The sequence below is a fragment of the Rhizobium leguminosarum genome, assembly GCF_004123835.1.
In the GTDB taxonomy this organism is placed as follows: domain Bacteria; phylum Pseudomonadota; class Alphaproteobacteria; order Rhizobiales; family Rhizobiaceae; genus Rhizobium; species Rhizobium leguminosarum_M.
This window is the reverse complement of the sequence record NZ_MZMU01000018.1, coordinates 288,548-301,140: the sequence shown is the minus strand read 5'-3', so window position 1 is coordinate 301,140 and position 12,593 is coordinate 288,548. Positions and strand designations below refer to the sequence as shown.

Below are 12,593 nucleotides of genomic sequence, written 5' to 3'. Positions count from 1 at the left end.
CAATTTGTTTGGACGTTGTCAGTGGATGACGCCGAAGCCGGTCGGCTTACGGGATCGGGTCGAACTTCAGCTCGGAGAGCGATACGACCTTGTCGGTACGGGTCATTTTGTATTCGGTATCCGGGCCGAGCCACTTGTCCCAGATCTTGTTGATCTCGCCCGATGTGTCGAGCTTGCGAAGGATCTCGTTGATCTTGGCGGTCAGCGCCGGCTGATCCTTGGCCATGCCGATGCCGATCGGCTGGTACAGCATCGGCTCCTCGATCATCCGCATTTCCTTGCCCTTGCTCTTCGATTCATTGACGAACTTGGTCGTCGTCATGGTGTTGGCCACCATGCCGCGCGCCTTACCCTGCTGGACGGCGAGATAGGCCGAGGCGGTATCCTGGAAGGTCAGCGGGTCGGATTTGTTGAGCTTGATCGACATCTCGGAGGTCGAACCCTTGGTCGAAGCGATGCGCTGGCCTGCGTAGTCGGCCTTCTTCTTGCCGGCATCGTCGGCCGGAACGATCAGCATTTCCTTGGCGAGATAATAGGGATCGCTGAACTGGATCTGCTCGGCGCGGCTCAGAGTATAGGCAAGGTTGGCAACGGTGATGTCGACGCGGCCGAGCTTGACCTCTGGCACACGCGCCTCGACCGAAACCGGCTTGATCTCAGCCTTTACGCCCAATTCCTTGGCGATGGCGCCACAGAGATCGACGTCGAAACCGGCCATTTCGCGGGTCTTCGGATCGGGTGAAGCGAAGGGAGGAACGTCGGCGAAAGTCGCGCAGCGCAGGGTTTTCGCCGACATGATATTGTCGAGCTGATCGGCTTGTGCGGGCAAAGCGGCCGCCATGCCGGCAAATGCGGCGGTGAGGGTTAGGCATTTCCAGTTCATTGCTGTTCTCCTTTGTTTTTGGTGGTTGGTATCAATGCCTGAGATCAGCGAGGAAACGCTGAGCCCGGGGATGGCTTGGATTGTTGAAGAATTCCTCCGGGGTCGCCATTTCGAGGATCTGGCCCGCATCGATGAACCAGACCCGATCCGCGACATCGCGCGCGAAACCCATTTCGTGGGTGACGCAGAGCATGGTCATGCCTTCGGACGCCAGACTCTTCATGACGGCCAGCACTTCGCCGACCATTTCAGGATCGAGCGCGCTGGTCGGCTCGTCGAACAGCATCACCGGCGGTTCCATGGCAAGGGCGCGGGCGATTGCCACCCGCTGCTGCTGGCCGCCCGAGAGTTGACCGGGATAGGCGCGGGCCTTGTCGGCAAGGCCGACCCGATCGAGAAGCTTGAGGGCCTTGTCCCGGGCAACATCAGGCGCCACGCCTTTCACCCGGATGGGCGACATCGACACGTTTTCGACCACCGAAAGGTGCGGAAACAGGTTGAAGCTCTGAAATACGAAGCCGATCCGGCTGCGCAGCGCATTGAGTTCCTTTGCCCGCATGGCGGCGTGAATGTCTTGCCCGTCGAGCGTGATCGATCCGCTGTTGATCTCCTCGAGGCGATTGATCGTGCGGATCAGCGTCGATTTTCCCGAACCGGACGGCCCGCAGATGACCACGACTTCGCCGCGTGTCACCTGCGCATCGATGTCCTTCAGGACCGGGTAGTCGCCGTAGCTCTTGCAGACCTGCGAAAGCCGGATCGTCTGTAATTCCTGTGCTGAAACTGACGTGGTCATGGCTGCTCCGATATGATTTTCGATGGCGCGACCAAGGCGGCGGCAGGAAGGTTGGAAAGTCCCGCACGCCGCCGCGTGATGCTCCGCTCGAGGCGATTTGCGAAGTAGGTGAGCGTCCAGCAGATGGCGAAGTAGACGATCGCCAGAATGAGGAAGACCTGGAAAGGCTGCGTCAGGAGCTGGTTGTTGACCTGGCTTGCGGCAAAGGTCAGGTCCGGCACGTTGATCACGTAGCCGAGCGTCGTGTCCTTGATCGTCGAGACGAAGGTGGAGATGATGCTCGGGATCATGTTGTAGAGCGCCTGCGGCAGGATGATGAAGCGCATTGCACCGATATAACTGTGGCCAAGCGCACGCCCCGCGTCCATCTGGCCCGGTCCGAGCGCAACGATGCCCGCACGGACGACTTCGCTCAGGAACGCGCTCTGATAGACCACGAGTGTCGTCAGCATCGTGACGAAGCTCGGCACATCGGCGCCAGTCAGCAGCGGAACGAGGAAATAGCTCCACAGAATGAGCATCAGCAGCGGCACGCCCCTGGTGAAATAGACGAGTGCCGTGACCGGCCAGCGCAGCAGCGGCGACTTGGAGAGCCGCGCCAGTGCGAACAGGATGCTGACCGGAAAGGCGAGAGTGATGCTGAGCGCCGAGAGGATCAGCGTGTTGGCGAGCCCGCCAAGTGGCCCGTTCGGATATTGGCCGATCAGCAGCAGCAGCCAGTAGTCTCGGACGATGGCGATCATGTCGTGGATCATGCGCGCGCGCTCCTGGCAGGATCTGTGCGCATCGACAGATAGGCGCCGATGCTCATGATCACGAGCGAGAAGAAAAGGTAGAGAACCGTGCCGATCAGGTAGATCTCGAATGTCCGGAAACTGAGGTTCTCGATTTCCTTGACGGCATGCGTCAGTTCCGAGGCTCCGATGACGACGGCGAGACTGCTATTCTTGAACAGGGAAACGCTGTGATTGATGAGGGGCGGCAGCGCGTTGCGCACGCCCTGCGGCATGATGACGAAACGCATCGCGGAGACATAACCGTGGCCGAGCGCGCGGGCTGCCTGCATCTGGCCGGGGCTGACCGAGCGTACGCCGGAACGAAGATCTTCGCTGAAATAGGCCGCCTGGCAAAGCCCGAGCCCGATCACCGCGAAGATGGCTTCCGCATTATGGACTGCCAGCCATGTCGCCACCCCGCTCGGCATCAGGGTGAAAATCCCGAAGTACCAAAGCATGAGCTGAACCAGGGTGGGGACATTCCGGTGGTAGGAGACGTAAGCGGCGACTAACGGATCGCCGAAGCGAAAGGGCGACAAACGCAACGCCAGCAGCAGAAGTGCCAGCGCCATCGCCATAGACCAGGAGCCGGCATAGATGATGAAGGTCATCTCGATGCCATGCAGCAGCATGGCGGTATATTCCGGATTTCCCAGGATTGCCGAAAGGTCGAAACCGCTCACGGGTTTGGCTCCCCGGATTGATCCGTCTTCGCCGCAGGTTGGGGCTTTGCCGTCTGCAGCCCGCCCATGACCTGCAGCGTCGGGGTGATCTCCATATGTCCGATATTGACGGCGACGGGGGCTGCTATGGCGAAGGCAATCGCGTCGGCGATATCGGCCGCCTGCGGCAGTTCGAAGCCGTCGATGAACCGTTCGCGGATGCTGGGGTCATCGCCGTGGACGTGATTGAAAATGTCAGTGGCGACCCGGCCGGGGCAGATTTCCGTGACCCGTACCCGCTTGCCGAAAGCGTCGATGCGCAGCTGGTTAGACAGCATGCTCACCCCTGCCTTGGTGGCGTGATAGGACGAGTTGCCGCCGAAATTGTAGGCGCCGGCGATCGACGAGATGTTGATGACGTGCCCGCGGTCGCGTGCCACCATGCCGGGCACGACCAGTCGGCAGATATGCAGGACCGCTCGGAGATTGACGTCGACGATGAGATCGATATCGCCCTCGTCGGCTTCCAGGAACTTCTTCGGCCGGTCGACACCGGCATTGTTGACGAGAATATCGAACTCCACCCGACGTGTGAGCTCTGCCATGGCCTGACGGTCGGTCACGTCGATGACGTGGGCGATGCAGCCCGTCCGCGCAGCCAGCTGCTGCAGCGCTTCGGCACTGCGGGCAACCGCATGGACCTCGATGTTCTCCCGGCGGAGCCGCTCAACCACGGCTGCGCCGATACCGGAAGATGCGCCGGTCACCAGTGCGGTCTTGTAGTCGGAGAATGGCATTGTCGTTCCCTTGTTGTTGATTGAGACAGTAGCGAAGCTTAAACCCCTTGCCTAAGACCGATTATCTCTGGAGCAATAAGCAACGGTTATGGAGCCGGCGCAGGCTGCTGAAGAAGAGAAAGAGCTGATGCCGGCATCAGCTTGCGGCGTCCGGGCCTGAGGAAAGCAGCGACGGCGTCGCGTTGCAAAAGCAATGCGTGTCTGCAAACATGTAAGCCGCGCAGATCAGAACGGTACCCCGATCCTCATGGACATCAGACGTCTTAAATCCTTCATCGTGATCGTCGACAGCGGCAGCATCACGCGAGCGGCGGACCTTTTGCATATCGCCCAGCCTGCGCTCAGCCAGCAGCTTGCGGCACTGGAGGAGCATTTCGGCCACAAGCTGCTGATCCGCAGCCAGCAGGGCGTCAGCATGACCGATGCGGGACACGCGGTGTACCGCCATGCGCAGATTATCCTTCGGCAGATGGAGCAGGCGCAAGCGGATGCATCGGCAGCCGGCAATTCGCTTGCCGGCCGTGTGTCCGTCGGTCTCGTGCCCTTCAGCAGTGCCGCCACGCTGTCGGTCGACCTCCTGGCGGAGACCCGGAAACGGCATCCCGGTATTCTGCTGCACCTGACCGAAAGCGTCGGCCAGACCTATAGCCAGATGATCATGAACGGCCGGCTGGAGATGGCGCTTCTCCACGGAACCGGACCGATCAAGGGTGTCCGGTTCGAGCCGATCCTGAGCGAAGAGTTTTTCCTTGTCGCGCATCGGGACTTTGCGATCGAAGCGGATGCGAAACCGGTTCCGGTCAATGCTCTTGACGGAATACCGCTGCTGTTGCCGCCGGCTTATAATTTCGTCCGCCGCGCGGTCGATACCGCCTTCACGCGCACCCGCACCAATTTGAAAGTCGTGGCTGAAGTCGAAATCGTCCGGACGCTGGCCCGCGCGGTGGGCAGCGGTCTCGGCGCGACGATCATGCCGAAAGCCATCGCCGATCGTATCGTATCGGAATCGAGCGAGCCGCTGATCTGCCGGCTTGTCTCGCCGCGGATCGAAGAAACCCTGTCGCTGTGCGTTTCCGACCAGAATCCCCTATCGGAACCGGCCCTTGCCGTCCGGGACATCCTTCTCGAGTTGACCGCGCGCTTGAAAAACTAATCGGGCGCTTTGCGGACCCCCGCGAAATTGCGGACGTTGTTGCATTTCTGGCAAGCCCCGACGCCAATATGATCACCGGCACCACCATTACGGTAGACGGCGGCGCAAATGCAGCGATGTGGCGACGGATCTTCGTCACCCTACCGACCACGTACTATAACCGTATCGATTGATCGATTCCGACGTAGCGATGTTCGATCCCTATGCGCGTATTCGTCAGGTCCAGCCGAGCGCACCCTGGTTCAAGACGCACCCGGCTAGAACGCTAAGGACTTATCATGGACATCGGAGTCCACAGTTTCGCCGCCATCTTCCCCGATTCCGCAACCGGTGCGCCTCCCTCCGCGGCCGACCGCATGGCCGGTCTCCTCGAAGAGATCGAAGTCGCCGATCGTGTCGGCCTCGATTTCTTCGCATCGGCGAGCATCACCGGGCAGAGTTCCTTGATTCCGCGCCTGCGGTCATTCTGGCGGCCGCTGCGGTGCGCACCAGTCGGATCAGGCACCGGTCGCGAAGCATATGAGATTGGGAAGGTGAAGGAATGGCTGAAGCGAGCTTGGGACGGACGATCGGACCTGCGATCGTTCTGATGGGAGCGGCCGTTGTCGCAGTGCCTCTGTTTCGGCGGCTCGGCCTCGGCTCTGTCCTGGGCTACTTTGCTGCCGGTGTGCTTGTCGATCCATCGGTGCTCGGACTGTTCACCGACGCCCTGTTCCTTTAGTGTGAGTTCAACGGTTAAAAGTCCGCACTTGCGAGATGAGCCGAAGGCCCGACTGCAATCGCGATTTTTCCTCGAACACCGTTGTTCGGGGTTTCAAGCCGCGCATGGGCGAGCGAGATGTCGGCAAGCGAATAGACGGCGCCAACGTGCGGCCGCAGCTGGCCACGCTCAACCAGTGTGCTCAGTTCATCAAGCTTGCCGCGGTTTTGTCTTGTGAAAACGAAGTGAATACTTGCGTTCTTGCCCCATGATTCAATGAGGTTCTGTGGCTGCGCGATGTCCACGATCGTGACAACGCGGCCAAGTTGTGCGAGCACGTCCGGGCTGCGGGACAACGTATCGCCACCGATGGTGTCAAACACGACGTCGACTCCGCGGCCACTCGTTTCCCGCATGATAGCAGCGACATAATCTTCCTTCCTGTAGTCGATGACGACGTCCGCGCCAACACTTCGTGCGAACTCGAAGTTATCTTCGCGTACGGTCGTGAACACCTTCGCCCCTATGGCTTTCGCGACTTGGATCGCCACATGACCGACCCCTCCCGCGCCGCCGTGGATCAGAATGCTTTCCCCCACTCTTAACGCCGCACGCGAGACCAGGGCCTCCCACGCCGTCCCACCAACCAAGGTCAGGCTTGCCGCCTCAAGATGACTCAGCGAGGGAGGCTTCTTCCCGATAATGCTTTCGGCAGCAACGTGGTATTCGGCATAACTTCCTGGCCCGTCAAATATTTGCGGGGTGTACCAGACTTCATCTCCTGGAGAGAACATCGTCACGCCTGGTCCGACTGCTTCGACAACCCCGGATACGTCATGACCAGTAATGGCCGGCAATGGTACCAAGTCGCGATAGTCGCCGCGCCGAACTTGGAAATCCAGTGGGTTGATCGACGTGGCATGCACGCGCACCAGGACTTGTCCTGCATGCGGAACAGGCTTTGGCACGTCGCAAAGCTCGAACGATTCCGGGCCACCAAAAGAGTTAAGTGTCATCGCTTTCATTGCAGATCCTCGTTTCGTTAAAAAGGAATATAGGGAATTGTCGATATATCACGATAAAGGATCACAGGTCTTTCCCTATGATCTCGGCAAGAGCACTGATAGTCGCCTCGTTCCGCTTGTAGTAAGTCCATTGACCGATGCGTCTGACTTCTATCAGGCCAGCCCGCTGCAGCGTTGCAAGGTAATCTGAAACCGTTGACTGCGACAGTCCGACGCCTTCTTGAATGCTACTGACGCAAACCCCCACTGTATGAACGTCACCTTCATCCTGCGGAGGGAAGTTCTCCACAGGATCCTTCAAACCCTGCACGATTTCAAGACGGGTGCGATTTGAGAGAGCTTTGAATATTTCGAGCAAATCCATACCGCATATATATCGGGATTTAGCGATATGTCAATACAGTGAATTGCAGCGGGTCTGCAGCTTGAGTGACGGCATATCGAAGGACTTTTCAGCGAGCCGGTCGACGTTGAAATGTTGACGCTAACCTTACTCCGATCGTTCGTCTTCCTTGTCGATGTTTCGCTGCGCCCTCGTTAACAGGCGGTTTAAAAACTGTTCGATGAGGATCTCAGTGAGGATTTTCACTTTCGAGAGGGATGCTGGCCGGGCGGCCGCACGACGAAAATGCCGGCTGGAGGAATCGGATGACGCGTCATGATTGGCACCAGTGCGCTCGAATAAATATGATCCGCGACGAGCGGTTCTGGCAGATAGGCGACCCCGATCCCATCCAGAGCGGCCGCTACGAGCGATATTCCGTTATCAGCCTCGAAGCGTCCCTGGGGACGCACCGTGACAATCTTTTCGCCATCCATGAGTTGCCACGTCTCGGCGTCCCGCATAACGACTTGGTGATTTACAATCTCGTCCGGTGTTCCGGGAGCGCCTTGAGCCTTGATGTAGGCAGGACTCGCGACGAGCTTGTCCGACACGTCTTGCGATAAGGGCCGAGTCCTGCAGATGCCCTCATAGGTTCTCTGCGCGAAGCACGGCAGCATTCAGCGTTGCAAGTCGCCCAAGGGCGTACTGCCAAACATTCCCTTATACTCCCGGCTGAATTGCGATGGACTTGTATAGCCTACCTCATAGGCGACGCGAGAGACATTGGTGCTTCCCGAGGCAAGAAGCTTTCGGGCCTCAAGCAGCCGAATATGGCGTTGAAAGGCGAGCGGGCTAAACCCCGTGACGGCTTTGAAGTGCCTATGGAATGAGGTGACGCTCATGCCGGAAGACGCTGCCAGGTCGGCGATGTTAACCGGTTCGCTGTGGTTGGCGGCGAGCCAATCGGCTGCGGCCTTGAGTTGCTGAAAGCGGTTATTTCGCTGACTGACCTGGCGGAGCGTATCGCCCATCGCGCTCTGGAGCAGACGATAATAAAGCTCGAACTCGTAGTGGGGAGCGAGAGCGCCGATGTCGTCAGGCGTGCCCAGTAGCCCGACGAGACGAGCGAAGGCGTCGCCAACCGTGCCGTCAAGATGGTCTGCCGCCACTGCGCATGTCCATCGATCATCGCGTTTGGGCATATCGAGCATGACGCGCGTCAGCAGGTCGGTATCAAGATGAAGGCTGATACCGACATAGGGCAGGTCGGGCTTCGCACCGGTCAATTGATGGATATAGGGCAGGCCGAAAGACGATGTCGCGCAGGAACCTGCCAGCAGTTCGAAGCGATTGGCACCCATGATCAGGACCTTGGTACCTCGCAGGACGGCATAGAACATGGGTTCGAACACTGCCGGGGTAGGGAGTGTGGCCTTCGTACTCGTCCAGAGCGTCAAGCGGGGAATGGGAGTGGGAAGGCCAACAGTTCCCCTGTGCCCGGCAACGAATGGAGCTGCGTCGTCGAGAAGGCGGGTGGTCAGTGTTACAGGATCGTTCATCACTTCAGCATGTAGTGATTTGGAAGGATCAGGCAAGTCTCTGGGAAGATCGGGAATGGTACCGGCGTTGTTTCTTCCTATTTTCAGGCTCAACGGATGAAGCTTTGATCGCCGCTGCAAAGAGGAATTCGCCTCGAACCCGCGCGTCAAGGCGACAGGACACAGGAAAGGTTTTGACTATGCAGGAACTGGCTGGGAAGAATGCCCTCGTTACGGGTGGCTCGCGCGGTATCGGCGCGGCAATTGCTCGTGCACTTTCCGACAAGGGTGCGAATATCGCCGTGACCTATGAGCGGTCTGCGGACGCTGCGGCGCAACTTGTCCGGGCCATCGAAGCGCAGGGGCGCAAGGCTGTCGCGATCCAGGCCGACAGTGCCGATCCAGGGGCGATACAGCGATCCGTGGACGAAGCCGCCCGCGCTCTGGGCGGTCTCGACATCCTCGTCAACAATGCTGCCATCGGGCGATACAACAATATCGCCGATTTCACGGTCGAGGATATCGACGCGCTGTATGCCGTCAACATACGTGGGCCGGTGCTTGCTTCGAAGGCGGCCATTCCCCATCTCAAGACAGGCAGCCGTATCATAACCATCGGATCGGCGGGAGCGGATCGTATCGCTGGCGTCCCCGGCACGGTCTATTATATGACCAAAGGCGCGCTCCAGGCATTCAATCGCGGCCTGGCGCGCGAACTCGGCCCTCGAGACATAACGGTCAATCTCGTTCAACCGGGATCGACAAATACCGACTCAAATCCGGAGACAGGCGAATCTGCCGATTATCAGCGCAGCCTCAGCGCTCTTGGCCGCTTTAACCAGCCGGAGGATGTCGCGGCTGCGGTCGCCTTCCTCGCGACACCTGCCGCCCGGCAGATCACCGGTACGATCCTCAACGTGGACGGCGGCGCGCTCGCATAGAGGTGTGGCGAGCGGTGGCGTTCCGCCTTTTGCGACAGTGTTTGGCCGATGCGGAGACTATCAAAGCCAAATCCGCAACGATACCAAGCACGGTGAAAAGAATTGTTTGGCGGGGTGAGGCTTATGATCGGCCGGCGCCCCGCGCTCAAGCAGTTGCGACCGGAAAGGCGAATGCATGGCTGACGCAAGCTTAGGACAAACGATCGGACCTGCGATCGTTCTGATGGGAGCGGCCGTCGTCGCAGTGCCCTTATTCAGGCGGCTCGGCCTCGGGTCAGTCCTGGGCTATTTCGCTGCCGGTGTGCTTGTCGGTCCGTCGGTGCTCGGATTGTTCGCCGACGCCGTGTCGATTCTGCATTTCTCGGAACTCGGGGTGGTGATGTTCCTGTTTGTAATCGGGCTGGAACTGCGCCCGCACAAGCTATGGGCTATGCGCGGGCAAATTTTCGGGCTGGGGCTGGTGCAGGTCGCCTTTGCGATCGCGGCCCTTGCGCTGACTGGCATGCTGGTCTTTGGCCTTTCCGGGCCGGTGGCCTTCATCGCCGGAGCGGGTTTCGTCCTCTCCTCGACAGCCGTTATCATGTCGGTCTTGCAGGATCGCGTTGAGACATCGAGTGTCGAGGGCCAGAAATCGGTGTCGATCCTCCTCTTCGAGGATCTGATGATTGTCCCGCTTCTGGCAGTGGTGGCTTTCCTGTCGCCTCTGTCACAGGGACAGTCGGAGTACACGGACGTCTTGCTGGCGCTTGGCGCGCTGCTGGTTCTCCTGGGCGTGGCAAGATGGGGCCTGAACCCGTTCTTCGCCCTGCTGGCGCGTTCGCGCACGCGCGAGGTAATGACGGCGGGCGCACTGCTGGTGGTGCTTGGAGCCGCATTGCTGATGGCCGGGGCCGGGCTGTCGATGGCAATGGGCGCATTCCTTGCCGGGGTCATGCTGTCGAGCTCTAGCTACCGGCACCAGATCGAAAGCGACATCGAGCCGTTTCGTGGCCTGCTCATGGGCCTGTTCTTCATCGCCGTCGGCATGTCGCTCGACCTCTCCGTCGTCGCCGCGGAATGGCGGCTTCTATTGTCCATGCTGATCGCATATACCATCGCAAAAGGCGTCGTCGTCTATGCGGTTGCACGATTATTCGGCAGCTCCGGTCATCAAGCATCGCACCGCACCTCGATGTTCCTGCAGGGCGGCGAATTCGCCTTCGTACTCTACGCCGCCGCAACCACTGGCGGCGTGATCGGCGTGCGCGAAAACGCACTCTTCACCACTGTCGTGATCTTCTCCATGGCCCTGACGCCGCTCCTCATGATAGCGGCAGAGCGGTTGCTGCGAGGCGAGCCGTCGATGGATGGCGTCGACGTGGCCCGTGATCTCGATGGACGGGTGCTCATTGTCGGTTTCGGGCGTTTCGGGCAGATCGCGTCGCAACTGTTGCTTTCCAGAGGTGTCGGTCTCTCCGTGATCGACATGAATCCCGACCGTATCCGCGAAGCCGCGCGGTTCGGGTTCAAGGTCTTTTTCGGAGATGGCACCCGGCTAGATACTCTGCACCACGCCGGGGCTGGTACGGCAGAGGCGCTGATGATCTGCGTCGACGACCCGAAGGCCGCCATCCAGATCGTGGAACTTGCGCAGCATGAATTTCCGCAAGCTAGGATACTTGTGCGCAGCTATGATCGCGGCCATGCGGTGGAGCTGATCCGCGCCGGCGTGGACTATCAGATCCGCGAGACGGTCGAATCCGCTTATCTGATGGGAGCGGAGGGCCTGCGGGCATTGGGTTACGCCGAGATGGATGTGGAGGAAGCTGGCGAAGACGTTCGCCGGCGGGACAATGAGCGACTATCCGAGCAGGTGCAGGGAGATGCCATGTCCGGCCGCGACCACCTGCACATTCGCCCTGTTCCGGAGCCGCTTATAGGACCGGCGGCGTCGCGATAAGGTGAGGCGTCTGCAGGCGAAAGAGCCTAGGTGAAGATGAAGACCTACAAAATCGCCATCGCAGGTTTCGGGGGCGTGGGACGCGCGACGGCAAGCCTGCTTCTGTCCCGGCGGATGCGCTATCGCGACGTTTACGGCGCGGATGTCCGGCTGGTCGCGGTCTGCGGATCGCGGTCGGGCGTTGCGGATGTGGACGGTCTTGAAGAGGAACAGCTGCTCACGCTCGAGGACGGTTTCTCCGGCCCGGCCTTCATAGAGGCGAGCGGCGCCGATATCCTGATTGAGGCGGGGCCGAGCGATTTCCGAACCGGTGGCCCGGGGCTTGCCTATATCCGTTCGGCATTGTCGGCCGGGCGTGACACGATCGTCATCTCGAAAGGCGCGCTGGCCCATAGCGGAAGGCAGTTGCGCGAGCTTGCCCGGGGCTCCGGCGCGATGCTGAAACTCAGTGGTGCCGCCGCGGCCGCCCTGCCGACCATCGATCTCGTCGGCCATAGTCTTAAAGGTTGCGAGGTGCTTTCGGTCGAGGGCATTCTGAATGCCACCACAAACTATCTGCTCGACGCCATGACGACACGCGGGATCGGTTTCGACACGGCCTTGCGCGAGGCACAACAGGGCGGTTTCGCCGAGGCCGATCCGCGCAACGACACGGAAGGCTGGGACACCGCCTGCAAGCTGCTGATCCTCGCCAATTTCGGCCTCGGTGCCGATCTGGACATGAACGATCTGACCGTCGAGGGCATCCAGTCGATCACCGGGGACCGTATCGAGGCATGGCGCAGCGAGGGGCTCGTTCCGAAACTTGTCGGAAGCCTGACGCGCGTTAACGGCGCGTTCCGCGCCGGGGTCGGCATCCGGACATATCCGCTGGCCGACCCGTTCGCGAACATCCGCGGAAAGGACAAGGCGATCCGCATCGTCACCGACGCAATGGGCGAGACGATCGCGATCGGATCCGGCAAGGAGCCGCTTGCCACCGCCGCCGCTGCGCTGAAGGATCTCGAACACATCCTGACGGCGCGGATCGCAAACCCCTTTCGGTATTGAAGGCAATA

Annotated in this window: 13 protein-coding genes and 3 pseudogenes; 7 read left to right on the top strand and 9 right to left on the bottom strand. The window is 60.1% G+C overall.

The window, feature by feature from the left end; translation table 11 throughout:
- Nucleotides 1-46: 46 nt before the first annotated feature.
- Genes B5P46_RS26205 through B5P46_RS26185 form a run of 5 tightly spaced genes read right to left on the bottom strand, consistent with a single transcriptional unit; the run spans nucleotide 47 to nucleotide 3,914 of the window.
- Nucleotides 47-883, bottom strand: a complete 837-nt coding sequence (locus tag B5P46_RS26205; protein ID WP_129421270.1) for an ABC transporter substrate-binding protein — start codon at nucleotides 881-883, stop codon at nucleotides 47-49.
- 31 nt (nucleotides 884-914) lie between these two features.
- Entirely contained in the window at nucleotides 915-1,679 is a 765-nt protein-coding gene (locus B5P46_RS26200; protein WP_129421269.1) for an amino acid ABC transporter ATP-binding protein, read from the bottom strand.
- Nucleotides 1,676-2,434, bottom strand: a complete 759-nt coding sequence (locus B5P46_RS26195) for an amino acid ABC transporter permease (RefSeq protein ID WP_129421268.1) — start codon at nucleotides 2,432-2,434, stop codon at nucleotides 1,676-1,678. Before B5P46_RS26195 ends, B5P46_RS26200 begins: the two co-directional genes overlap by 4 nt.
- Complete coding sequence (locus B5P46_RS26190; protein WP_017968717.1) at nucleotides 2,431-3,138, bottom strand: amino acid ABC transporter permease; 708 nt, start codon at nucleotides 3,136-3,138, stop codon at nucleotides 2,431-2,433. The genes B5P46_RS26195 and B5P46_RS26190 overlap by 4 nt, the downstream gene beginning before the upstream one ends.
- Nucleotides 3,135-3,914: an SDR family oxidoreductase gene (locus B5P46_RS26185; protein WP_129421267.1), complete on the bottom strand. Its 780-nt coding sequence runs from the start codon at nucleotides 3,912-3,914 to the stop codon at nucleotides 3,135-3,137. Before B5P46_RS26185 ends, B5P46_RS26190 begins: the two co-directional genes overlap by 4 nt.
- Nucleotides 3,915-4,107: 193 nt before the next feature.
- Here B5P46_RS26185 and nac point away from each other — a divergent pair, with 193 nt between their 5' ends.
- From nac to B5P46_RS26165, 4 genes and pseudogenes are all read left to right on the top strand, one after another.
- A complete protein-coding gene (nac, locus tag B5P46_RS26180) occupies nucleotides 4,108-5,067 on the top strand; it encodes a nitrogen assimilation transcriptional regulator NAC (RefSeq protein ID WP_027667339.1) in 960 nt (319 codons plus the stop codon).
- 17 nt (nucleotides 5,068-5,084) lie between these two features.
- Nucleotides 5,085-5,240: pseudogene (locus tag B5P46_RS35570) on the top strand (SDR family oxidoreductase); the annotation flags it as partial.
- Between the two features lie 105 nt (nucleotides 5,241-5,345).
- Nucleotides 5,346-5,569: pseudogene (locus B5P46_RS35150) on the top strand (LLM class flavin-dependent oxidoreductase); the annotation flags it as partial.
- Nucleotides 5,570-5,608: 39 nt separating this feature from the next.
- Nucleotides 5,609-5,788: a hypothetical protein gene (locus B5P46_RS26165; RefSeq protein ID WP_129421265.1), complete on the top strand. Its 180-nt coding sequence runs from the start codon at nucleotides 5,609-5,611 to the stop codon at nucleotides 5,786-5,788.
- Nucleotides 5,789-5,802: 14 nt separating this feature from the next.
- Here B5P46_RS26165 and B5P46_RS26160 read toward each other — a convergent pair whose 3' ends face one another.
- The 4 genes and pseudogenes from B5P46_RS26160 to B5P46_RS26145 form a co-directional block, all read right to left on the bottom strand.
- Entirely contained in the window at nucleotides 5,803-6,792 is a 990-nt protein-coding gene (locus tag B5P46_RS26160) for a zinc-dependent alcohol dehydrogenase family protein (RefSeq protein WP_129421264.1), read from the bottom strand.
- Between the two features lie 61 nt (nucleotides 6,793-6,853).
- On the bottom strand, nucleotides 6,854-7,156 hold the full coding sequence (locus tag B5P46_RS26155) for an ArsR/SmtB family transcription factor (protein WP_129421263.1): 303 nt from the start codon (nucleotides 7,154-7,156) through the stop codon (nucleotides 6,854-6,856).
- Nucleotides 7,157-7,282: 126 nt separating this feature from the next.
- Nucleotides 7,283-7,762: pseudogene (locus B5P46_RS26150) on the bottom strand (substrate binding domain-containing protein); the annotation flags it as partial.
- 32 nt (nucleotides 7,763-7,794) lie between these two features.
- A complete protein-coding gene (locus B5P46_RS26145) occupies nucleotides 7,795-8,676 on the bottom strand; it encodes an AraC family transcriptional regulator (RefSeq protein ID WP_129421391.1) in 882 nt (293 codons plus the stop codon).
- Nucleotides 8,677-8,855: 179 nt separating this feature from the next.
- On the opposite strand from B5P46_RS26145, the gene B5P46_RS26140 reads away from it, so the two are divergent.
- The 3 genes from B5P46_RS26140 to B5P46_RS26130 all read left to right on the top strand — a co-directional run bounded on the left by B5P46_RS26140 (nucleotide 8,856) and on the right by B5P46_RS26130 (nucleotide 12,585).
- Complete coding sequence (locus B5P46_RS26140; RefSeq protein WP_129421390.1) at nucleotides 8,856-9,596, top strand: SDR family NAD(P)-dependent oxidoreductase; 741 nt, start codon at nucleotides 8,856-8,858, stop codon at nucleotides 9,594-9,596.
- 175 nt (nucleotides 9,597-9,771) lie between these two features.
- Complete coding sequence (locus B5P46_RS26135) at nucleotides 9,772-11,535, top strand: monovalent cation:proton antiporter-2 (CPA2) family protein (RefSeq protein ID WP_129421262.1); 1,764 nt, start codon at nucleotides 9,772-9,774, stop codon at nucleotides 11,533-11,535.
- A gap of 36 nt (nucleotides 11,536-11,571) precedes the next feature.
- Entirely contained in the window at nucleotides 11,572-12,585 is a 1,014-nt protein-coding gene (locus tag B5P46_RS26130; protein ID WP_129421261.1) for a homoserine dehydrogenase, read from the top strand.
- Nucleotides 12,586-12,593 lie beyond the last annotated feature (8 nt).